Source organism: Streptomyces sp. GS7, assembly GCF_009834125.1.
In the GTDB taxonomy this organism is placed as follows: Bacteria; Actinomycetota; Actinomycetes; order Streptomycetales; family Streptomycetaceae; genus Streptomyces.
This window is the reverse complement of record NZ_CP047146.1, coordinates 8,795,717-8,816,337: the sequence shown is the minus strand read 5'-3', so window position 1 is coordinate 8,816,337 and position 20,621 is coordinate 8,795,717. Positions and strand designations below refer to the sequence as shown.

22 protein-coding genes are annotated in these 20,621 nt (G+C 67.2%); 2 read left to right on the top strand and 20 right to left on the bottom strand.

Translation table 11 applies throughout. From position 1 onward, the window contains the following. Positions 1 to 17: 17 nt before the first annotated feature. The 11 genes from GR130_RS38455 to GR130_RS38410 all read right to left on the bottom strand — a co-directional run bounded on the left by GR130_RS38455 (position 18) and on the right by GR130_RS38410 (position 9,957). Positions 18 to 1,247 carry a lanthionine synthetase C family protein gene (locus GR130_RS38455; protein ID WP_159509175.1) on the bottom strand — a complete coding sequence of 410 codons (1,230 nt, stop codon included), beginning with the start codon at positions 1,245 to 1,247 and terminating at the stop codon, positions 18 to 20. Next, positions 1,244 to 4,300, bottom strand: coding sequence for a lantibiotic dehydratase (locus GR130_RS38450; RefSeq protein ID WP_159509174.1), 3,057 nt, complete (start codon positions 4,298 to 4,300; stop codon positions 1,244 to 1,246). Before GR130_RS38450 ends, GR130_RS38455 begins: the two co-directional genes overlap by 4 nt. Before the next feature lie 71 nt (positions 4,301 to 4,371). Then, a complete protein-coding gene (locus tag GR130_RS38445) occupies positions 4,372 to 4,563 on the bottom strand; it encodes an FxLD family lanthipeptide (protein ID WP_159509172.1) in 192 nt (63 codons plus the stop codon). Between the two features lie 69 nt (positions 4,564 to 4,632). Beyond that, the gene (gene fxlM / locus GR130_RS38440) at positions 4,633 to 5,844 is read right to left on the bottom strand and encodes a methyltransferase, FxLD system (protein WP_159509170.1); all 1,212 of its coding nucleotides are present in this window, start codon (positions 5,842 to 5,844) and stop codon (positions 4,633 to 4,635) included. 217 nt (positions 5,845 to 6,061) lie between these two features. Then, positions 6,062 to 7,285: a methyltransferase, FxLD system gene (gene fxlM, locus GR130_RS38435; protein WP_159509168.1), complete on the bottom strand. Its 1,224-nt coding sequence runs from the start codon at positions 7,283 to 7,285 to the stop codon at positions 6,062 to 6,064. Between the two features lie 399 nt (positions 7,286 to 7,684). Next, entirely contained in the window at positions 7,685 to 7,855 is a 171-nt protein-coding gene (locus GR130_RS38430; protein WP_159509166.1) for a hypothetical protein, read from the bottom strand. 92 nt (positions 7,856 to 7,947) lie between these two features. Further along, entirely contained in the window at positions 7,948 to 8,340 is a 393-nt protein-coding gene (locus tag GR130_RS38425) for a DUF6415 family natural product biosynthesis protein (protein ID WP_159509164.1), read from the bottom strand. Between the two features lie 140 nt (positions 8,341 to 8,480). Then, positions 8,481 to 9,086, bottom strand: coding sequence for a class I SAM-dependent methyltransferase (locus tag GR130_RS38420; RefSeq protein ID WP_159509162.1), 606 nt, complete (start codon positions 9,084 to 9,086; stop codon positions 8,481 to 8,483). 60 nt (positions 9,087 to 9,146) lie between these two features. Then, positions 9,147 to 9,269 carry a hypothetical protein gene (locus GR130_RS41490; protein ID WP_268977953.1) on the bottom strand — a complete coding sequence of 41 codons (123 nt, stop codon included), beginning with the start codon at positions 9,267 to 9,269 and terminating at the stop codon, positions 9,147 to 9,149. Continuing rightward, positions 9,266 to 9,769 carry a hypothetical protein gene (locus GR130_RS38415; protein ID WP_159509160.1) on the bottom strand — a complete coding sequence of 168 codons (504 nt, stop codon included), beginning with the start codon at positions 9,767 to 9,769 and terminating at the stop codon, positions 9,266 to 9,268. The genes GR130_RS41490 and GR130_RS38415 overlap by 4 nt, the downstream gene beginning before the upstream one ends. Beyond that, positions 9,769 to 9,957 (bottom strand): hypothetical protein, encoded by a 189-nt coding sequence (locus GR130_RS38410; protein ID WP_159509158.1) that lies wholly within the window; start codon positions 9,955 to 9,957, stop codon positions 9,769 to 9,771. The genes GR130_RS38415 and GR130_RS38410 overlap by 1 nt, the downstream gene beginning before the upstream one ends. A 281-nt stretch (positions 9,958 to 10,238) precedes the next feature. On the opposite strand from GR130_RS38410, the gene GR130_RS38405 reads away from it, so the two are divergent. Further along, positions 10,239 to 11,105 carry a helix-turn-helix domain-containing protein gene (locus tag GR130_RS38405; RefSeq protein ID WP_159509156.1) on the top strand — a complete coding sequence of 289 codons (867 nt, stop codon included), beginning with the start codon at positions 10,239 to 10,241 and terminating at the stop codon, positions 11,103 to 11,105. After that, the gene (locus GR130_RS38400) at positions 11,102 to 11,305 is read left to right on the top strand and encodes a DUF397 domain-containing protein (RefSeq protein WP_159509154.1); all 204 of its coding nucleotides are present in this window, start codon (positions 11,102 to 11,104) and stop codon (positions 11,303 to 11,305) included. Before GR130_RS38405 ends, GR130_RS38400 begins: the two co-directional genes overlap by 4 nt. A 371-nt stretch (positions 11,306 to 11,676) precedes the next feature. On the opposite strand, the gene GR130_RS38395 is transcribed toward GR130_RS38400, so the two are convergent. From GR130_RS38395 to GR130_RS38355, 9 genes are read right to left on the bottom strand one after another with little or no spacing between them, the layout of a single operon-like run. After that, positions 11,677 to 12,126 carry a hypothetical protein gene (locus GR130_RS38395; RefSeq protein ID WP_159509152.1) on the bottom strand — a complete coding sequence of 150 codons (450 nt, stop codon included), beginning with the start codon at positions 12,124 to 12,126 and terminating at the stop codon, positions 11,677 to 11,679. After that, the gene (locus GR130_RS38390) at positions 12,126 to 12,599 is read right to left on the bottom strand and encodes a hypothetical protein (protein ID WP_159509150.1); all 474 of its coding nucleotides are present in this window, start codon (positions 12,597 to 12,599) and stop codon (positions 12,126 to 12,128) included. Before GR130_RS38390 ends, GR130_RS38395 begins: the two co-directional genes overlap by 1 nt. Next, positions 12,596 to 14,041 (bottom strand): type IV secretory system conjugative DNA transfer family protein, encoded by a 1,446-nt coding sequence (locus tag GR130_RS38385; RefSeq protein WP_159509148.1) that lies wholly within the window; start codon positions 14,039 to 14,041, stop codon positions 12,596 to 12,598. The genes GR130_RS38390 and GR130_RS38385 overlap by 4 nt, the downstream gene beginning before the upstream one ends. A gap of 36 nt (positions 14,042 to 14,077) precedes the next feature. Further along, positions 14,078 to 14,341, bottom strand: a complete 264-nt coding sequence (locus GR130_RS38380) for a hypothetical protein (RefSeq protein WP_159509146.1) — start codon at positions 14,339 to 14,341, stop codon at positions 14,078 to 14,080. Next, on the bottom strand, positions 14,341 to 14,727 hold the full coding sequence (locus tag GR130_RS38375) for a DUF6238 family protein (RefSeq protein WP_159509144.1): 387 nt from the start codon (positions 14,725 to 14,727) through the stop codon (positions 14,341 to 14,343). The genes GR130_RS38380 and GR130_RS38375 overlap by 1 nt, the downstream gene beginning before the upstream one ends. Continuing rightward, on the bottom strand, positions 14,724 to 16,160 hold the full coding sequence (locus GR130_RS38370; protein ID WP_236573860.1) for an ATP/GTP-binding protein: 1,437 nt from the start codon (positions 16,158 to 16,160) through the stop codon (positions 14,724 to 14,726). The genes GR130_RS38375 and GR130_RS38370 overlap by 4 nt, the downstream gene beginning before the upstream one ends. Then, positions 16,157 to 17,677, bottom strand: coding sequence for an SCO6880 family protein (locus GR130_RS38365; RefSeq protein ID WP_159509142.1), 1,521 nt, complete (start codon positions 17,675 to 17,677; stop codon positions 16,157 to 16,159). Before GR130_RS38365 ends, GR130_RS38370 begins: the two co-directional genes overlap by 4 nt. Before the next feature lie 3 nt (positions 17,678 to 17,680). Beyond that, positions 17,681 to 19,327 (bottom strand): hypothetical protein, encoded by a 1,647-nt coding sequence (locus GR130_RS38360; protein ID WP_236573859.1) that lies wholly within the window; start codon positions 19,325 to 19,327, stop codon positions 17,681 to 17,683. Next, positions 19,308 to 20,621, bottom strand: coding sequence for a hypothetical protein (locus GR130_RS38355; RefSeq protein WP_201305119.1), 1,314 nt, complete (start codon positions 20,619 to 20,621; stop codon positions 19,308 to 19,310). The genes GR130_RS38360 and GR130_RS38355 overlap by 20 nt, the downstream gene beginning before the upstream one ends.

Below are 20,621 nucleotides of genomic sequence, written 5' to 3'. Positions count from 1 at the left end.
AGACGTCTCCAGTGTGATCACGCCAGGGCGAGAAAGGCGTCCCAGCGCGATACGGGTGCGGTCGCGGTGCCGGCGGTGTGCAGAGCGAGGGCTGCTCCAGCGGTGCCATCGAGCAGTTCGGGCTCGTGGTCGAAACGGTCGAGCACGGCAATCAGGCGATCGGTTACGCGCGGCAGCTCCGCGATGATCGCGGGGTTCGTTGTCTGGTCGGCCATCCGCCACGCGGTGTGCAGCAGTCCGGCCGTCCCGTGGCACAGGCCGATCTCGGGGAGCAGGTCTAGTTGGATCGGGTCGCGCAGAGCCGCAAGGATGGCGTTCTCGGCGGCCTGCACGCGTGCGGGCTCGCCCAGTGCCAGACCGGCCAACTGTTGGGCGCGGGCGGTGCCGCTGACGCCATAGCACCAGGATGGCCGGGGCCGCAGTGCCAGGTCGATATGCCCGTCAGTGGCCTGCTCGATCGAGATGAAGCCTGGCCACCACGGGCTGGTGTCATCTCCTTGGCGCCACCGGTCGGTCCAGGTGCAGATTCGTGCGACTGCGTCGGTCATCTCCGGTACATCCAGGCCGTACAGGAGCGCCAGTGACATCACGGATAAGGCTGAGCCGATGCCGTGTGCCAGCCCGAAGTTCCCGTGCCCTCCGGGGAAGCCCGCGGTCGGCTCGCCATTGGGGGAGACGTCGGTCCACCAGGCGGGGAGGTCGCCCTGTTTGGGAAGGGGATCGGTAAGGCGCACCAGGTAGGTCAGCACATCGGTGGTGATCTTGTGGTGCGGTTGGTGGGCGAGGTGGTAGGCGCCCAGCCCGGCGAGTCCGCGGATCAGGTCGAACTCCTTCATGGCGGGGCGTTCGCCTCGATCGATGCGGGCGTGGGCCTGTGCCAGTCGCCGCTGGGTGACCGCGATGGTGGCGTCGTTCAGTTTCTCCAGCGCGCTTCGGTACCGGCCGGTGGAGCCTGCGGCGGCGCGCAGAACGAAGGCCAGGGCGGGGGCCCCGAGGTAGAGGCTTGCGTTGGAGGCGGCGGTGAGGTCCTCGGAGGCTGCCTGGGATAACCAGGCGTGTGCGGTGTTCCAGTCGCCACGACCGGTGCGGGCACGTTCGATGTGGAGCAGGGCGATCCCGGCTGCGCCACCGGCCAGCGATTGCGCCCACGCTCGCTTACCGGGTGCTGCGACCCAGGCGGTGCACGGGTCGGCCAGCGCCGCGGCGAGGATGTCTGCGGCGGTCAACGCCTGCGGTATCGGTCTCATGAGCCGCTTCTACCTCGTGCGGTCCAGCTCAACGCTGCGGCGCGGGCCAGGTGCAGGCATTGGCCTTCTGCCTTCAGGTCGAGTCCGGCTATGCGGGTGTGGTGCAGATGCAGCAGTTCTGGCAGCAGCGCGGTCGCGCTGGCCGTGCCCGCCGTGTCGAGCACGGCCTTGTAGGCAGCCAGAGTTTCGCGCCGCTGGGCCCAGCGGGCGAGGATCTGCTCGCCGTCGGGCTGCCGGGCCAGATCGCAGCGGTCGTTCGGGTTCCCCAGGGTGACCGCCTGGTCGTACAAGTCCCGGGCGGGAGGTGTGCTGGTGGTCTGTGCGTGGTCGATCAGCCAGGACATTGCTTCGGCGGGGTTCCCGATCAGGCTGGTCGTGAGGTCGAGCATGCTGGCGGCCGTCAGGGCCCGTGCGTCAGGGCCGCCTTTCGTCGAGCTGTAGGTGATCTGTGCGGCGGCGGCCTTGGAGTCCGCCGCGAAGTACGCCTCAGCAGCGTCGATCGCCTGGACGCCTCCGAAGCGGGCGGTTTCGGGGAAATCGGTGTCCCACTGCACTCGGGAGATCAACCCAGCCTGGCGCAGCCTCTGAGTCCAGGCGCCGATCGCGCCGGGGGTACTCGCGGCGCGGTCGGTCGGCACGATAAGACGCAGCCGCAGATGGTCGTTCGGGTCGCTGTAGGGCAGGAACCACCACCGCACGGTGCTGCCCAGTTCGGTGAGCAGGTGCGGAAGGAAACGGGTGAGAATGCTGCCGTAGTGGTCAGGGTGGCCGTAGAGCTTCACGAGGAATCGCCCGTCGCAACCGGGGAGATGACCATGCTCACGCCCGACGGTCTTCCCACTATCGAGCCACTGTGGTGCCGGTCCGGGCTCGCCGTTGAAGGCGAGGGGGATGACGAGTTCGTGGGCGCGCCCGTCGACCCATCCCGCGTCAGGGGCCGTTTCCGCGCGGAGCACGGCGACCCCGTCGCGTTGCACCTGTGCTCGCAGTAGCGCCCGGTGCGCAGGTTCGGTCAGGTCCAGGCGGATGCGCTGGTCGCCGTCGCCGGCATAGATAGTGCTTGGGGCGGCCACTTGGTCCCGCCACGCGGTCAGGGCACGGTTCCACTGCGCTCCGTCTGCCTCACGGTCGGCCAGTTCATCGGCCGTGAGCCGCCAGCGTGCCGGAGCCAGGATCGTGCGTCGGTAGCGCAGCGCGGGGAGGAACGGCAGGCTCGTCGCCGCTCCCCAGTCGAAGTTCGTGCACGGGACGCTCATCGAGTTGTTGGCCTCGGTGAGGAACCGAACGAGCGGATGCGTGCGGTGGGTTGGCTCCACCGCATTGAGGGTTACGAACTCCAGCGGTCGGCGCATGGTCTGCGAGATCAGGTAGAGGCGGTGTGTGTCCGCGGTGACCGCGACGTCTTCCAGGAGCACCCGCCTGTTGTCGGTGTGCTCGTGGCACTCGCCAAGGGTAAGGACGGCGGGCATCGCCAGGGGAGCCCGCGCGACGTTCTCGGCGCCCACGTACAGCGGGGGTGCAGAGACCTGTATGGGCAAGGCGCCCTCGGTCGCGGTGGCCGCAGCTGCATACGCCTTCGTCATCCGCTCGCGGTCACCGGGTTCGAGGAGGTGAAGGAACCTGCCGGTGACCGTGCCGGCGGTGCGCGACACTCCGGTGACCGCGAGGGTGAACTCCCCTGGCTCCAGGTCTCGGGCGCTGGCGGCGTGGACGCGCACGGTCAGTTCTGTGGTCGGCTGGACGCGCATCTCGGGGCCTGCGGCGGCCAGGTCGGCGATCATGGAGTCGTCCAGAACGATCTCGCCCTGGCGGCGCAGCGCTGCGTTCTGCGCGAGCGCCAGCAGTTTCAGATCTCGCTCAGTCAGCGAGCCATTTGCCTCGGCGGGTGGCCCACCCAGGAAGCCCTCCGGGTAGCCAAGGCCAGTGTCGTCCACAGCCTCCAGGACCGGCACCAGGGCGCGCGGGCCGTAGCGTTCCAGGAAGCGGCCGTGCCAGCGGGTCCAGGCGCGGCTGAGGAAGGGGCGGCGAGCCAGCCGTACCAGTGCCGTCGCGGCCCGAGCGGCCTCGGCAGCCACCTCATGCGGGATCGTCACCTCTCCCTTGAGCCGCAGGTCGACACCGAGCGGCGGCCTGGAGCAGGGGTGGAGGTGCTGCATCGCGCTGGTGAGCTGGGCGCGCTGCTCTCGCGCTCGGGTGGAGGTGGTGTTGTGCCGGGCTAAACCGTCAGCTATCTGGCGTAGCTGGGCGGCGATGTCGGCCACGGTGGTGATGTCCTCAACCTCCGCTGCCTTGAGGACATCTAGCAGATGGCCCAGCGGATCTGTCGTTGTCATCGGGCCGCGCAGGTTCGTGATCAGGAGGCGCTGGGCGGTCAGGTCCACCAGCAGCTTGTCAATCACGTCGGAGGGGACGTGGGGGAAGTCGGCGGCCAGTTTGGACGCGAGGGATACCGCACGGATGGGTTGCCGCGCCGCGTCCATGGCCGACCTGACGGGTATGGTGGCGCGGACCCGGACGTGGGCTGGGGGGCCGCCCAAGCTGCCGTCGCCGCGGTGCCTGAGAATCAGGTGGCCCTCCTTCTCGACCACGAGCGCGTGGGCTTGAACCGTCAGGCGCGGCAGAAGCGCGGATTCGACTTCCAATCGTTCGATCACCGCGGTCAGCCACGCGGCGTCCGGCATGGCGACGGCTCGGTGCCCGGCGCCGATGTGCACAGTCGGCACCTCAGCGATCCGGGCAGGCATCACCCCGGCGAACAGGCCGAACGGGGTGGCCCGGCTCGAAGCGCGCAGCAGATAGCGCGTGACGGCCAGCACCGCCTTCCACACGGCGGGCTCCGGCAGTTGCTTGCCGCCGCAAATGTCCCGTACGCGGTGCCCCAGTGTGGGACTGGCCTGATCCAACGCGGTTGCGAAGCCGGGTATGCGCAGGGTCTGCTTCAGCCACGTCCGCCAGGACGCCGCACCTGCGGTCGGATCGGGCCATGACCGGACCTGGTGACCCGGCGGCCAGGCCACGGCCCGCAGCATGGCGGCATCGACGTACTCGTACACCGGCACTCCCATCGGCGGGCGGTGTCCGGCCAAGTCGGCCGGACACCGCGGTTAGGATTCCGGACTGCCTATTACGGGCAGGTCGCTGAGCAGGCGGACTCGCAGGTCTGGCCGCAACCGTCGTCGGTCATCCGGATGAGCCGGTCGGCCGAAGGGCCGGACTCGACGATGGAGACATCCAGATCCCAGCCCTTCAAGTCCCCTTCATGGCCTGCCTTCTGCGGGCGCGACGTCGCCGTTGCGTCTTCGAACTGGACGGACACAATTACCTCCCTGATGAGTTGGGTGGTGCGCAATTCCCCGTACCCCGCGACGACCTTGGGGCGGGGAGTCTATGTCCAGGAGATCTCGACGGCTCCGAGCTGTTTCGCCACAATCCCCTGGGAGGGTTCAGCCGTGCCGGCGGGCATCGGCCTGTACTGGATGCGGGCCGCCCCGCGCCGCCGGTGATCGGAGGCCCAACGGCGCAGCAGTTCGACGTAGCGTGCCGCGACCGACTCCGCATCGGGCCCGTGGGCGAAGACTCCACTCTCGAAGCCGCCCGTCTCCTCATTCGGTCGTTTGGTGCGGTACGCGAAGCTCCCACCGACGACCAGTGTCGGTACTCCGCGTGTCACCGACAGCGCGAAGACGCCCTGCTCGACGAGGCCCTTGCTGCCGTGCAGCATCACCATCTCAGGTGTGCTGGTCGCCAGGAACAGCTCCAGCTCGTCCGGCAGGTCGAAGGCCGCCCCGGACCACACCTCCAGCCGAGGCGAGCGCACGGCCGCGGCCAGGGTCTCGATGTCGAAGTCCTGCCTCTGGTCATCGACTCGCAGCCCGATGCCGTCGGCGACGCGGATGAGCCGCTCGGTGTAGGCGCCGGCTCCTTGCATCGGCACAAAGCCGCACAGCCGGTAACTGTCGCTGACCAGGCCCTCTCCGGCGCGGTCAAACGCGATCGAGCGGGTGAGCCCCCGCAAACGCAACGGGACGACGATCCTGCCGCGCTCGGAGAGCTGGTCGAGCCACGCCGAGGGGATGTCCCACGCTCCGGCTGTGACGACGATGCGGTCGAACGGTGCGTGCTTGGGTACGCCGCCGATGGCGTCCGACTGCACCACCTCCACCTGGTGGTATCCAGCCGTGTCCAGGCACGTGCGAGCGCGCTCGACGATCTCCGCATCGATGTCCACTGAGGTAACCGATCCGGCGTCGCCGACAAGTTCTGCGATGAGCGCGGCGTTGTAGCCCCCTGAGCCAACTTCGAGGACTCGCATGCCAGGTTCGATTTCGGCCTGCTCCAGCATCACCGTCTGGATATGGGCGGACGACAGAGAACTGAGGGCAGTACCGTCCTGATCGCGCTTGATCACCAGAGCTTGATCAGCCGCGTACGCGGCCTTCAGCGGCTCATCGGCGGCGAACAGATGCCGGGGCACGGTGGCTACAGCGCTGGCGAGGGATTCGGAGGTGATCGCGCCTAGATTGCGTAGTTCCCATACCATTTCCGCCCGCAGCGAGGCCGCTTCGTCCCCCACGCTCTTTTCACGGACCGTAGTCATTTACTCACCCAATCGTTCGTGTTCCGTGCAGCCCCGGCACTCTCTGTAGGGGCTCCGTTGCCATTCGTTAGAACGAGGCGTGCGCGAAGGGTACAGGCGGAGCTGCCCGGGAGCGGCAGCCCAACTGGGGCGGTGATGCTGCTCGTAGAGCAGTGGTCATGTGATCACTCTCTCTGTCCGATGGGATGGTGCGAGAGACCTGGTCAGGCGCCGCGTCCTACGCGGCCGACCAGGAGACTGAGATCCGGCTGTGCTGCTTGTCGATGGTCCGGTCTCCGGTGATCCGGTCATCGGGTGTGCCCGCCGGGTAGACAGTGATGCGCGGGTCGGAAGCGCCGCGGTAGTCCTTGCCCCAAGTGCGGACGATGTCGGCCAGCCGCCCGGCGAAGCCGGCCCCGTCGGGACCGAAGGCATGGAACCCGAACTCCGCGTTCTGCTTCTCCGGGTTGCGGCGCACCACGACGTAGCCGAAGTTCGGGCCATCGATCGCGACCATCGAGAACCCGAGACCGGTGGGGCCGATCGCGCCGGAGGCCAGTTCGGGGTTGATGGACATGCTGCAATACGTCGGCACGTGCGTCGCCAGGTACATCTGAAGGGTGCCGATGGGCTCCCGGTTGGCGACGGTCACCCCGGTCCATGTCTCGACGCGAACGGTGTCCAGGACACCGGTCAGCAGCGACGGGTCGGCGGGCGGCCCCTCGTCGAAGTGCAGGGTGACACCCTCGTCTCCGGGCAGTTGCATCGCCTTCTCGGTGTGGGAGCCAGCGCCCTGCATCGCCACGAACCCGCACGGGTGGGCACTGGTGGCGACCAGGTGGTCGCTCTCTCGAACGAACCCGTAGGTGCGGGCCAGGCCGTTGATGCGGAGCGGTACGACGAGCCGGCCATCGTCCTTGAGCTGATCGATCCACGTGGGCGGGATGTCCCAAGCGCCGACCGTCACCACGATCGCGTCGTAGCGGGCGTTCTTGGGAAAGCCGCCCTCGGCATCAGCGACGACGACGTTGACGTTCGTGTAACCGGTCTCGGTCAGGAACCGCTCGGCGCGGGCGGCAGGCGTGGGGTCGATGTCGACGGTCGTAACCTGCCCGGAAGGCCCCACCAGCTCCGCGAGGTAGGCGGCATTCGGTCCGCTGGTGCCGATCTCCAGCACGTTGTCACCGGACCGGATGCCGGCCTGCTCCAACTGCATGGCCTGAATCTGCGGAGCGGACACAGAACTGGTGTGATTGCCGTGCTCGTCCTCCTGGGTGACCACGGCCTTGTACGTACTGTGGGCGTCATCGAGCGACGCCTCCGGTACGGCCAGGTGACGGGGCACCTTACGCATGGCAGCCTCGACGCCAGGCGACACGATCGTGCCGTCCTTCTTGAGCTGGTCGACGACCTTATTGCGGAGCTGGGTGGCCGCGTCGGGGTCCAAGGGCACATCGGTCATAGAGCGGTTTCCTTCGTCAGGGATCTCGTACAACTGCACGTAGCGATAGGCGCGTTGGGTCGTCTCGTCAGGCAGATCACGCTAGTCAGGAAGCTGGTCTCCGTGGCGAATACGCGCCGCTACGAGGGATGTGCGTCGGGGATCGGCTGAAAAGCGGTGTGGAGCTGATCGTTGTTGTTATCCCTCTCTCCGTCGAGCAGTCGGGATGGGGAGGGCCCCGTGGGACCGCCCTCCCCACCGTTCGTCCGGCACCGAGCCTCATTCAGGTCCGGCTGCCAGGTGGTGCACCCGCCCGCCGAGGTGGGCGGGTAGAGCAGGTCCGGGTGAGGTAGGCCGCCTCGGGGGTGCGGCCCGCCGGATCTGCCCGGCTTCTACCTGGGACTTATCCGCAGGCCCGGGCTAGTTCGGTTTGTTCAGCGGGCACGGGTCGTTGCAGTAGTCCTCGCAGACGTGGGTCTGCCGTGTGTGGCGAATACCGAGCTGTTCTTGCCGTTCGGCCTTGCTGCGGCCGTTGTTGTCCCTGTCACCAGCGGTCTTCGCCGCCTGGACGGTGAACCTTGCCTTGTTCACGATGTCCTTTCTCGTCTCTTACTGGGGTGTGCCCTGCGACGTGTAGGGGCGCAGAGCATGAACCGGGCGTGGCGCCGGAGAGACTCAGACGCCTACGGGGGCCGGTCCGTCTCCGAGTGGTCCACCTCAGCCGTAGAGGTGTGTCGTGGAACCTGGCCCGCGGTATGCGGCCACTCTTCGTAGACCAGGCCGGTGGCGCGGTGCAGGGCCTTGAGGAGACGGGCCAGGTTCTGGGCGCGGTGTCTGGCCTGCCGGTTGGCGATCGAGCGTGGGAGGTTGAGTCGCCGGTCTGCCTCGCCGAGTGTGGCCCGTGCGCGCACAGCGACGGCCGACCCAACAGGGAGGCTGCGGCACAGCACGCGCAGTTCGTTTGCGACGACGCGTCCGTACTGGCTGAAGTGCTCGATCATGTCCAGGACAGTGTCGAGGTCTGGAGTGGTCAGGTTCTCCGGGTCCCAGGCGAGCGCCCGTTCGACGAGCGTCAAGACCTGAACTTTGTCGGGGGCGGTAGGAGTCAGCGCAGCCACGGGGTCACCTGTTCCGCAGTGATGTCAGGAAGTAAAAGGCCGGCAGTGGGCCCAGGAGTGGGGTGGAGCTGGGCCTGTCGTCGTTGCGCGTGGTGGGGTCAGCGGATGGGGCCGCGCAGGACGATTCCCTGCACGGAGCCGCCCAAGGTGATCGGGTAGCGCGTCACGTGCTGCCAATGGCCGTCGTCGAGCGCGTTGATCTCGGCCAGCGTCAGGCCGCGGTGCGCGTGTTCCGGCGGCGCCAGCTCATGCACGGCCGTGGTGATGTGCAGGGTGCCGGTGTCGGCCTTCAGCCACCGACGGCAGTCGCCGAGGAAGCGGGGGCGGTCGAGGAAGGCGAACGTCAGGCGGCAGGTGATCAGGTCCACCGTGCCGGGCTGGAGCATGTGGTGCTCCGAGTCGGCATTGAAGTCGAACCGGTCGAACCGCAGGTTCTCAAACTCTTGGAACGTGTTCCTGGCCGCGTCGATGGCGACTTCGGAGAAGTCCAGCGCGAGGACGTTGAGGCCCCAGCCGTTCATCGTGGCGGCCAGCGAACCGCGCCCGCATCCGGCATCTACCGCGAACTGGCCTGACTTGAGCTGGGTGTAGGCGCGTAGCAGTTGCCGCTCCTCCCGCCCGACGGACAGGAACCTGGCGCCTTTCCAGTACGCGTGGTCCCAGTAGTCCGGGCTACGGGTCTCGGGCACCAGTGTGGCGGCCATGCGGCCGGCTCCGGCTTGTGCACGGGGGGTGGCCAGCGATTTCATCAAGGGGCCTTTCGATCAGTGCGAGGAGATCCCGAAGGCGAGCAGGACCATTAGGACGATGAGCAGGCCGACGTAGACGACCTGGGCGGCGATCTGTCGCCAGCCGCGTTCGTCCAGCAAGACGTGCCACGGCTTCACTGCTGGCCCTCGGGGATGAGGAGGTATAGGAAGGCATTGCGCTCGCCGAGCCAGCGAACCTGCTGCTCGTAATGCGCGTAGTCCGCGGTGATGGTCGCCATGTCCGGGATAACAAGGCCGTCGGCCCGGCCGGCGTAGATCATGCTGATGGCCTTGGCGTAGCCTTCTCGCCTGCGCAGGTCACAGGCGGTGGTGTCCGTGATGTCGTAGATCACGTGGCGTCCGCGAGTCTCTGCCAGCTCGCGGAGCTGCGACTGCACGGCGGAGGCGTCCGCCCCGGGCGGCCGGATCACGTAGCTGACCAGCCGCCGGTGCGACGGGCCCGCGAACAGTTCCTTGACGTGGTCGTTATACGACTTGCGAAGGTGGCGAAGTCGTAAGGCCGGATCCACCGAGACGCGCGGTCGCCGCGCGAGCGTGACGTCGTTGTCCCTGTCCATCCACTCGGTGTTGCGTGGCGCCTGGCTGAGCAGGGATCGCTTCACGAGATCGTTGGCCATCAGATGCCACCCAAGCCCAAGTACAGGTCGCATTCGTAGCTGCCCCAATGGGCGGGGTCGCCGTGGCGCTGGCGGAAGTCCCGGCGTTCGGCGGCCAGCGTGCGCCGAGCGTCACGGGCCTTTATGCCCATGGCCCGCCGTCGCGACGTCTGCGTCTCGGGCCGTTTCGGATTGCTGCTGTTGCTCATCGTCGCCTCCAGCAAGCGGGGGAAGACGTGGCCGTACCCCCGCCTCTCATAGAAGGCACGGCCACGTGATGCCGCGCGAGCTGGAGCCCATCAACGCCCAGTCGCACGACGGAAGTTGGGCAGCACCTCTGCCGTCGGTGATCACAAGGTGACCTCGCGTCACTGCCCATCGCCAGCATGCTCCAATTGCAAGCCAACTTGCAACGTGTAAGCAGGAGTTACAAAAGGAGGCAACCGCTTGTTGTATTTCCAAAGCGCCTGAGGAGTGCCAGACTTCCTCCATGACGCAGAAACGGGCGACCGAGCCGGTTAAACGACGCAGGGTTGGCGGCCAGTTGCGCCTCTGGCGCGAAGCCGCTGGCTTGAAGCCACGCGATGCCGCGAAGCTGGTTGGCCTGGACGGTCCACAGCTGTCCCGCATGGAGCGTGGTGTCTACCCGGTCAAGGCGGAGCGGGTTCGGACCTTCGCCAAGTTGTACGAATTCGACGATGAAGCGGCGATCGAGGCCGTTGCCGAGGCCGCGGAAGTGCCGCTCGGCACGGGATGGTGGGCGCCGTACGCACCGTTCGTCAGCCAGGCGTATCTGGACTTCATCGAGCTGGAATCGGAAGCGACGACCATCCGAACCCATCACCCCACCGTAATTCCGGGTCTGCTTCAAGCTCCGGGCTACGCAAGGGAGATCATCTCTCGCGAGGGCGCCGCACCATCTGAGCGTCCAGTGAAGAGGCTTGTTGCAATCCGTACCGGCAGGCAGGAGGTGTTTACGCGCGACGTCCCGGTGCAGGTACACGCCTTGGTGCACGAGACCGCGCTCAAAGCGCACTTCAAGTCCGGCACCATAGTGATGCGCGAGCAGCTGCGCCAGATGATCGACTACTCCGAACTCCCGGGCGTTACCATCCAGATCATCCCGTTGACTACGCATCCGGCGTATGGCGCCGACGGCGCGTTCACACTGCTGTCGTTCGCGCATCCCTGGCCGTCAGTGACCAGCATCGACGGGCCAGGCGGCGGAAGCCATACCGAAGACCCCGAGCTGTTCGACGTTCAGTCGGACGAGTTCGAGTCCATCGCTTCTGTGTCCCTCACTCATGGGGACTCGCAGCAGTTTCTACGAGAACAACTGGAGGAGCTCCAATCATGAACGTTGACCTGACCGGCGCGAAGTACTTCAAGTCCAAGTACTCCGGGGGCAACTCCCAGTGCGTCGAGGTCGCGCACAACCTGAGGGGCGTTGTCCCCGTTCGGGACAGCAAAAACCCTGAAGGGCCGGCTCTGGCCTTCCCGCCGGACGCGTACTCGGCGTTCATCGCCGGCGTTCGCGACGGGTACTTCCGCGCCTGACTGTAGGTTCCCGGAAACGGGGCCACTTCCCAGCATCCAGGGCCACTCGGAGGCCAACGGCAGGTCTGCGCAGGTCAACGCCCCACCAACGGCCTTCGGCCCGTAGGAAGTGGCCACGAACTCCGGGAAGGCATCCCGACTCCGTACAGCTGCTGCGGGTAAACCCGCAGGTCGTTAGGGGCCAATTGGCCTCGGAGCGCGGGAACCTACACTGACCCACCACATGAAGGTGCCCCGCCCCCGGTCAGCTGGGGCGGGGCACCTTCGCCTGTGTGCACACCCGAACGTACCCACTGTGTCTGACAATGCGGCGGCGCGCGAGAGCGGTGTGCTCGGGAAGCGTGGGCCAGCTCACCTCTGGCCAAGGTGCTTCACAGCTCGGGCGTCGTGGTGAGCCGCCCCGGGGCCTCGTTGTCGACGTTCCCTGCGTACTTGTCCGCGTACGACGGAGGAGTGCCTCCCGTGGCCCGCCGAGATGGACCGTCGTCAGGTGTCTCCGGCCTGTTTGTGGCGGCCGAGGGCTTCCCCGCGATGATCTGGGTGAAGACACGGTCCGCCTCGGCGAGCCGGAATTGCAGCGTGCCGTAAGGGCCGTGGCGGTAGCCCGTCAGGTGCCCGTGACGGTGCAGTTCCAGCACAGCTTGCACTCCGGCGTCCGAGGGGTCGGCGTCGTCTGGCGGCATCATCGCGTGGACGTGCTCGTCCCACTCCCAGCCGAGGTCACGCAGGACAGTTCGAGCTTCCTCCTGCTCCCACCCGCTCCGGGCCACTAGTCCGCGGCGGGGGTCGGAGGCGAAGGTCACGTGGGGCTCGGGATGCATCAGACCAGCTCCTCTTCTACCCGCGTGGGCCAGGAGGCGAGGGCGAATCGGGACGGGCGGGCGTCGTGCTTGCCTGCGCGGCAATCGTCGGCGGTTTTGCCGAGGGCGTTGTTCATCCGGGTGACGAAGCGGTCGTACTGCTCGTGCCAGACGATCACACTTCCGGCGTCGTTGTAGGCGTCGATCCGGGCGAAGGCGAACGCGGCGACCTCGTACGGAAGGTGATCATGTTCCGTCCAGCACGGTGGAATGACCTGGTGCGGCTGCCAGGCGTAGGACGCGTTCAGCCACCTGCACACCGCGTCCAGCCATACCGACATGGCGTCGACCAACTCCTGAGTCAGCGCACCGATGTCCCACGGCGCTGGGCCGTCCACCACCGACTGCACCACTGCCCTCTCCGCGAGGTACTCGGCGATTAGCGAAGGCGGTTCCGGGAAGGGCGTCAGGCGGGCAAGGGGGTTCGTGGTCACGCGGCGACTCCCTGACGCTTTGCCCAGGCAGCGGCATGAGCCTCGGCCTGCCTCTTCTGCTCGGCGGCCTGCCGGGAGCGCTCCGCCTCATTCGCAGATCGAAGGTCCCGTACGCGACCTTCGATCTCGGCCCAGGACGCCCAGGTCCACATGCCATCGAGACGGGTGACGACTGGCGGGAGGTTGTCCGCGAGCACCAAGGCGTGACCTTCGGGAAGAGCCCTGATCTCGTCCCCGCGCAGGACCGGTTCCAACGCCATGTGAGTAGCGGTCGAGTGGCCGCCGCGGTCTCCCCCGGTAGTGGTCTTTGTGGTGCGTTCCCGCTCGACCTGTCCGCACAGGTCGGACATGTCCTTGAGGAAGACGGGGTCCTTCGCTCCACCGAACACCACGACGTGGTTGGTGAATGCCGCCAGCTCGTTCGCTGTGTCCTCGCCGAAGCGGGCGATGGCGGACGCCCACCCTTGAAGGCCGTAGATCACCGTGATGCCTCGGCCCCGGCCGTCGGCGACACGTTGGCGCAGAGAGGGGATCGGCGCGATATTCGGCGCCTCGTCCAGGGCCGCCAGGAGGGCCGGGTCGAGACGCCCTGCTGGGGACGCGAGGGCGTGAGCCTCGGCGAGGTCTAGTAGGCCTTCAGCTATCGCCGTGGTCAGCGGAGCGACGCTGTTCACTTCGCTGTCCTTGCCGAGCAGATAAATGGTGCCTTCAGCGTCAAGGAACTCGTGGAAGTCCGTAGGGTCCTCTCCATCTCCTTGCAGAGCCCGGATCACCGACTGGTGCATGAGGGGTTCAAGGGCTGCATCGAGGGTCGCGGCGGTGTTGCCGACGGTACGGCTGTCGCCGGTCGTGGCCGTGCGGAGCATGTCCGCCCAGCCGGGGCCGGCGCCGGGGTGGGCGTTGAGGATGCCGAGCGGTGCGGGGTCAGTCAACTTTCGCGCCCACTTCAGCACCCAGTCCAGATTGGCGCCGTCGAGAGCTGCGGCGTGGAAGAACGCGGCGAGGATCTTTGACGCCTGTCCCTTGTAGAAGGTGCTGCCTTCGCTGGACTGTGTGGCGGACCCGGGGGTCCTGGAGCCGGCGACGAACGCTTTGGCCCGCATCATCGCGATCTCGGTCTCGGACGCGCCCGTGATCGGCGTCCAACGGAACTTGGGGAGAGAGGGAGCGATGTTCTGTGGGTCGAAGACCATGACCGGTCGGCCATCGCGCCGCCGTGCATCGAGGGTCAGTTCCACCAGGTCCGGCTTGGTCGAGGTGGCCAGGACCGGTCCGGCCCAGTTGCGGATGGTTGGGGCGAAGAACCTCAGCGTTTTTCCGCTGCCCATGGGGCCGATGACCCGGCATGTCTTGTCGGCGCGGGACCACAGCTCTACGCCCTTCGGGCGTTGCGAGGTACCCAGCGAATAGCCGAAGTCGTGAGGATTGAGGGGGTGGCGCATGACGTGCTCCGGAACGAGGTGAGGCGAGGCGGCGGGTCAGGAACCGGCGGAACTGTTCTTCGCGAGGCTCACCGCTGATGTGCGGTCGGGGTGGTCTTCACCGCGGGTAAGGGAGGGGCGGATCTCCGTGGCCTTGATAACCGTCTTGGCCGACATCTGGCGTTTGAGCTGCCCCTTGGATGCGAACCCGGCGTTATGTCGGCCCCGGTTTGTCAGGGCCCAGAGCGTCACCAGGGCAACCGCGCACACGCCAGCAAGGGCGTACAGGGCCAGGGAGATCCCGCTCGGCATGAAGTCCACTACTCGGCCCTCCGCGCGACCCGGGCCGCGAGGTAGCGCATCCGCCGGCCGCAGAGCCGGGAGAGCGAAGCATCGGGCCCGGCACAGCGCGGCGGAGCCGTGTGGAAGGCGCTGTGGAGATCTTCCGCCGCTCGCCAGATGTGAGTGACTGCTGTGCGGACGCGGCCACCCGCGGCGGAGTAGTCACCGTGGTCCAGCACAGTGGCCAGTGCCCTTGTACGGCGGGCGAGTTCGAGGGCATCGGCGTGCAGCTGGTCGATGTCCTGTCGCGCCGCGTGCTCGTCGGCCGAGAGCGCGATCTCGTCGGTGGTGATGGTCATGGAGGTGGCGCGCTCCGAATCTGCGTGGAAGGGGGTGGCGGCGGAGATGTGGCGGTACCTGGTCATTCGGTGTCCGGGGAGGTGTTGGCAAGGTCCCTCATCGAGCCTGAGCTGAAGCACAGGTGTGTCTCGGCTTCGACCAGGAGGTGTTGGACGCCGGGATAGATGACCTCCCCGACCTTCCACAGAGCGATCCCGCGGCGCAGGCGCATGATGTGCTCGGCCGTCCAGGATGGGAGGCCAAGCCGAGACACTGTCTCTTCGGCCTCGGCCTTTTTCTGCGAGTAGATGACGATGGTGTCCGCCATCTTTAGGGCCGCTTGGGTCTCCGGGCTGTCGTCGATGTCGCTCAGGTGGTGGACGATGAAAATGCAGGACAGCCCGTAGCCGCGCGCGAATTTGAGGAACCGCTCCAGCAGCGAGGCGAGTTGGGGAGTTCCGAGGATGTGCCATGCCTCCTCGGCGACGAGGATGCGCTTGCGCTGGGTGTAGCGGCGGCAGCCCGATTCCGGGTTCGGCCCGAGTTCCCAGGCACCGGACTTGGCGTCGACCACAACGCGTTCGTGCTGGCTCGGCTCCGTCCCGCACTCACACAACGGGCGCAGCCACACCTCTTCGAGGAACACGCTGATGACGGCTACGAGGATGGTCATGGCGACGCCGCCGCTGGGAACCTTTGTCAGATCGAAGACGATCATGTCGGCGTCGAGGTCTACGCCTAGGCTGGTCGGCCCGTCGAGCATGCCCGTGAGGTCGCCGGTCGCCGTGTCCTGTTCGCTTCCGCAGAGCCGGTCCAGTACGTAGGACGCCTCCAGACCGTCACTGAGGAGTTCGTCCCGCGTCCGCTTCTTGGCCGTGGCGTCGGACTCCTCCGGTGACCGGAGCGCGGCGGCGACGTCCGCCAGGACAGGCGTGCGGCCGAGGTCACCCGCCCGCTGGTGGGCCCGGCGGATGGCTATGCGCAGCGCGGAGCCGGCGAATTCGTCCAGGGGCTTGCCGAGGCCGAGTTCTAGGATCGTCCGAACCAACTCGACCTGTCGTTTGCCTGCGATGGCGGGGTCCATCGGGTTGATGCATGAGGCACCGGGACCGCCACCCGGGGCGAATTTCACTGGGTCCGTGCCGGTCAGTGAGCGTCCGAGGGCGGCCCACTCGCCCTCCTCGCGCTCCGTTTGTTCCTTGGTGTCGAGCACGACCACCTGACGGCCCAGGCGGATCTGCCGCCCGGCGTAGGTCTTGGTGAGCGCGGACTTCCCCCGGCCGGTGTCGCCGAGAACGATCATGTTCCCGCCGGGCAGGCCGTCGCCGAACGAGGAGAAGGGGCAGTAAATGAACGCCTTCCCTGAATACAGCTCCCGGCCGATGATCGCGCCCGCGGTACCGAGGGTCGGCGGCGCGATGGGAAGGTACAGGGCCTGACTGGTAGTCGTCTCCGTGTAGAGCGGGCGGCGCACCGTCTCGTGCATCGGGGACAGCGGGGCGAGATCGAGCAGGTTCACTTGATGCCTCCGGCGAGAGGGAGAGTGGTGGCGAAGGCCCTTGCGTGTTCGAGGTCGAGCCATTCGATCCGGAGGTGGGCATTGCGGGCACGGGAAGCGGTCGTCCGCTTCGTGCGCTCCAGCTCCGAGGCGCTGCGCGAGGAGATGGTGATGTACCCGACGACGGCGGAGCCGGCCGCGCCCGAGGAGGCCAGGGCCATGCCCCGCGATCCGGTGGCGTCCGCCGCGACCCGGTCCCGAGGGTCGATGTTCTTGCCGCGCTTACGGTCGCGGTCCATCTCCGCCAGGTTGTTCGTGTCCTCTGCGAGCATCCGTTCCACGGCCTTGTCGTTCGGCTCCAGCTGCTGGGTGATCGCGATGGTGCGGATCACGTCGGGCATCCCGATGAGAAGAGGCGACAGGAAATCCGGGCCGACGGGCGTGGTGGGCCATCCGACGACGGCCGCCGTGGCGTGGAACCAGCTATCGGTGGAACCCGCGGCGCGGGTGGCCACGTGTGCCCCACGGCGAACGTCGACATTGCGGGGGAACGCGTGAGCCTGCGGGAGGCCGGTGTCCCAGATGGCGTGGTCCGGGTCGTAGGAGTTGCGGATGTACGCGGCCATCCGGCCCTCGTCCAGAGGCGCGATCACCGAGAGGCCAGCGTCCTCCGCGCGGGACCACAGTTCTTCAAGGTACGCGGCCATCGCGGCGGCGACCCCTTCGTCGCCAGTGCCCCGGGCCGCGCCTTCGGCCGCCAAGTCGCGGGTGAACTTGGCGTGGATGGTGATGTAGTAGCGGTGCTCCTCGGCGGACGTGGACACGGCGTTGGCGAGCACGTCGTACGAGTCCTTCAGCCACTGCGGAGCGTCGGCCGTCGCTGCGGACTCGTCGCGCTGCGCGATGAACTTTTGATGGGCGTAGGGGTCCGACTTCATCTGCCGGGCGAGGACCTGGATCCTCTTCACCGGGTGTTCCTCAACGTTGCCGAAGGCATCTAGCAGTTCGCCCCAGCGCTCCAGGGCGACGACCTGTTCCCCCACTTCCTTGCCTCCCAGCCCGGGGGAAGCGATCTCCAGGGTGGCAGTAACGCACCCGGCCTCGGGCTGGAGCACCACTACAGCCTGCTGACCGCGCACGGTTGCGGGCACCCAGGTCATCCCGGCGATACCCTCCGGCTCTGTCAGAGCGGCGTCCGGCGGAGTCCCATCACGGCGCACGCCGGCCTCCACCGCGGGGGAGGCCCACACTCCGCCGGTACGGGCCGTAGCCTTCTTGTAATAGCGGTTGATCCGCCACCACCGGTAGATCGTGCGACGTTGCGTCGTGCCCTTCGGCCGGTAGGGCATGTACACAATCACGAGCGCGAGGGCGATCGGCAGGACCAGGCCCACACCAGCCAGCAGGGGCACGCTGTTGAAGAGGAAGCCGCACATGATGCCGCCACCTGCCCCGCACCCGAGGACGACCTGCTCGCCGAGGTCCCTACGGCCCACCAACCCCGTCGGCCTGTGCTTTCCGAACTGATACGTAGACATGGATCACTTGTCCTTGCTGGTAGGCGGCTTGATGGGCGCCCCACCGCCAGACGGCTGCGTCGGCGGGAGCGGTGGCGCGGGACGTGAGGGAGCAGACGGAGACGACGGAGCCTGCGGGGGTCCCTGGGCGGGGGCAGGTCCAACGACGGGCCCCGATCCGGCGGGCTGGCTGCGTGCAGACGCCGGAGCCCCCTGGGACGACGGCCGGGTGGACTGCCCGCCTGAACCGACGACCGGATCAGAGCCGGTCCCCCGGGCCCGCGCAGCAGCCGGAGCGCCGGATGGGTCACTGCCTTGCCCCTGGCCCGCCCCACCATTCGACGCATCGGCTCCTTGCATTCCGGGCGAGGACGACACCTTGGCCTTGGCCAGATCGAAACCTGCCTTAGCAGCAGCCACAGGAGCAGCCGGACCGGCCGCCGCCACACCGGCCCCGGTACCGGAAGCCGCAGTCTTGGCGCTTGCCGTACCGGCCCGTCCGACCGCCGAAGAGGCGGCGCCTTTGCCGCCAGCCGCTGAAACAGAGCCTGCGGATCCGGCGGATTTCCCGCTAACCAACGAGTCCTGGATGTGTGTGCTCATGGCGCGATTGGCGTGCTGAGCCGGGCCGTCAACGGCAGCCGCCGGCCCAGAGGACTGCGCGGCCTTTCGATCGTGGTGCAGCGCCGCCATGTCATCACCGAAGGCCGGCAGCCACTTGTAGAGGGTGGCGCTGGCGAAGACGGCGAGGAACAGGATCAGCGCGCCGACCAGTGTCCTGGAAACCGAGTCGGACAAGTTGCCCGTCGTGTCGCTGAAGATCGCTCCACCCAGGCCGAGCAGGGCGAATAGGACAGGTTTGCTCAAGCCCAAGGCGAAAAGTGCTGCGAACCACTTCTTGCTCTTGCTCCACAAGTCCCGGTCCACGAGAGCGCTGTTGACGATCGGGCCGAGCGCCACAGCGACATAGATGGCGGCGCTGCGGATTAGCAGCTCCACCCACATCAGCAGGACGGAGAGCAGCATGAGCGAGTTGACGGTCAGGAGCTGGCCCACGCCCTGGCTTGGGTTCGCCGCCAGGACCTTGAGCACGGTCTCCAGGAACGGTCGGAAGTTCTTGATGGCATACGGCTCGAAGATGCCCGTGACGTCATCAATCACCTTTAGCAGCAGGGCAATAGCGCCAGGTGTGATGGCGTTGACGACGAACTGGAGCATCAGGAAGCCGATGGCCTCACCGACGGCTTGGGCAAGAGACACCCCGCGCACCGCACGCTTGGCCACTGCAATGAGCCACAGTGCCACCGTCATGATCGAGCTTGCGGCGAAGATGATGGCGTACTGCTGCAAAAAGCCAGGCGACGTCAGGTCGATTTTCGACGTGTTCTGCATCAGCTCAACCAACTTGGTCAGGAACCACAAGTTGGCTTCTGTGAGCTTTTGCAGCAGGAAGCCCAACGGGTCCGAAGCGAAGTCGATCGCCGCTTTCGCCTCGCAGACCATGGGGATGTAGCAGTACCAGGGGCTGGCCACCGCTGACGGCACGAGGATGAATCCGAGGGTGATGTTGACTACCGCGACCGTCTGAAGACGACGGGCCCAGCTACGGCCTGGCCCCGTCCGCTCGACTGAGACGAGGCCCGGTGCGTCCTCACGCAGTCGAAGGCGCATCGCTGACACCCCCAACCTCGGTGAAGCTGCTGGCCGGGGGGGCTTGCTCGGCCGCCGGTGGCGAGGGCACCAGGGGCTCCGACGGCGTGACGGCCGTTGTCTTCCAGGTCTTGCCCGTCCAGGTGAGATCGACCGTCATCCGCAGAAAGGCAATCTGCGGGCGCTGCGTTTCGTCTTTACCGGCGACGCCGCCCACAGACGCGGTCCACAGCTCGATGCTCGCGGCCTGGTCCGAGTACGCCACAGCCCGGGTGGCAAGAACCGCGGTCCTTGTCACCAGCAGACCACCATCCACGGTCTTGCCGTCGTCGCCGAGCGCCCGGTTCTGCGCGACCAGGTGAGCCATCGAGTCAGCGTCGGAGGTGACCGTGCCGAGCACGTTCGGCGCCGCTGTAGCTGCGAGCATCCGGTGCCGCCAGCCGGGGTTCGTGAAGAACCGCGGATCGCCGTACAGCATGGTGGCGTTCGTCGCGGCGGCACGGGCCCCTTGTTTCGTACGCGTGTACGAAACAGGAAAGTCGTCCGTGCCGGTGGCACCGGTGGCGATGGCGTCGGCGGCCTGGCTCGGTATGTAGTCGGCGAAGTCACGAGGACCATTCGTCGCTTGCCGGATATCGATGGGAGCCATCAAGCCCTTGCTGGCCGAACTGTCCGACAACTTCCAGTCGTTGTTCTCCCAGACCAGGTTGACGGTCACGGAGCGGAAGGCTGCCTTCGGCGTCGCATGCCCCGTGGCGCTACCTCGAACAGTGGTTGTCCACAGCCGGATTGTGGCCTTGTGGATATCGAACCCAAGGGTGTGGGCAGAAAGGACTCCGGTCCGGGCGATGGCTTGCTTCGGGTCGAGCTTGGCGTTGTCTCCCTTCAGCTCAGCTTCCGCCCGCCCCGCCACATGATCAGCCTCCTGGACGGCTGTTGGCGCCGCACTGCGCGCGGCCATGACCGCTACGGCCCGGTGCCGGGCCTGCGCGTTGGTCAAAAATGCAGAACTTGAACTGATCGTCGTGTAGTTGGCAGCAGCCGCCTTGGCGCCGGCCTCGGTCCGCGGGTAGCCGACGGGGACACCGTTCGTGACCCGGCCGCGGGTCTCCGGGGCCTTCGGTCTCGCGCTGGCAGTGGCCGAACCAGCCGGGGCGGGCATCGAGTCGTGGCCCGTGATCAGGGTCAGGGCAAGTCCGGCAACCGTGACTGCCGCGACGATCCCGGCGCCGATGCCCCAGAGTCGCGCCCCTGACCGTTGTGTCTCGCGGCTGGTGGTGGAGGAATCTCTCCTCCGGTGGGTTCGGGCAGCCAT

What these genes read in the sequence shown, in the direction of transcription:
- GR130_RS38455 (WP_159509175.1), bottom strand. Translation starts at nt 1,247, where the DNA reads ATGAGACCGATACCGCAGGCGTTGACCGCCGCAGACATCCTCGCCGCG.
- fxlM (WP_159509170.1), bottom strand. Translation starts at nt 5,844, where the DNA reads ATGACTACGGTCCGTGAAAAGAGCGTGGGGGACGAAGCGGCCTCGCTG.
- fxlM (WP_159509168.1), bottom strand. Translation starts at nt 7,285, where the DNA reads ATGACCGATGTGCCCTTGGACCCCGACGCGGCCACCCAGCTCCGCAAT.
- GR130_RS38420 (WP_159509162.1), bottom strand. Translation starts at nt 9,086, where the DNA reads ATGGCCGCCACACTGGTGCCCGAGACCCGTAGCCCGGACTACTGGGAC.
- GR130_RS38415 (WP_159509160.1), bottom strand. Translation starts at nt 9,769, where the DNA reads ATGGCCAACGATCTCGTGAAGCGATCCCTGCTCAGCCAGGCGCCACGC.
- GR130_RS38410 (WP_159509158.1), bottom strand. Translation starts at nt 9,957, where the DNA reads ATGAGCAACAGCAGCAATCCGAAACGGCCCGAGACGCAGACGTCGCGA.
- GR130_RS38405 (WP_159509156.1), top strand. Translation starts at nt 10,239, where the DNA reads ATGACGCAGAAACGGGCGACCGAGCCGGTTAAACGACGCAGGGTTGGC.
- GR130_RS38400 (WP_159509154.1), top strand. Translation starts at nt 11,102, where the DNA reads ATGAACGTTGACCTGACCGGCGCGAAGTACTTCAAGTCCAAGTACTCC.
- GR130_RS38395 (WP_159509152.1), bottom strand. Translation starts at nt 12,126, where the DNA reads ATGCATCCCGAGCCCCACGTGACCTTCGCCTCCGACCCCCGCCGCGGA.
- GR130_RS38385 (WP_159509148.1), bottom strand. Translation starts at nt 14,041, where the DNA reads ATGCGCCACCCCCTCAATCCTCACGACTTCGGCTATTCGCTGGGTACC.
- GR130_RS38375 (WP_159509144.1), bottom strand. Translation starts at nt 14,727, where the DNA reads ATGACCAGGTACCGCCACATCTCCGCCGCCACCCCCTTCCACGCAGAT.
- GR130_RS38365 (WP_159509142.1), bottom strand. Translation starts at nt 17,677, where the DNA reads ATGTCTACGTATCAGTTCGGAAAGCACAGGCCGACGGGGTTGGTGGGC.
- GR130_RS38360 (WP_236573859.1), bottom strand. Translation starts at nt 19,327, where the DNA reads ATGCGCCTTCGACTGCGTGAGGACGCACCGGGCCTCGTCTCAGTCGAG.
- GR130_RS38355 (WP_201305119.1), bottom strand. Translation starts at nt 20,621, where the DNA reads ATGGCTGCCCGAACCCACCGGAGGAGAGATTCCTCCACCACCAGCCGC.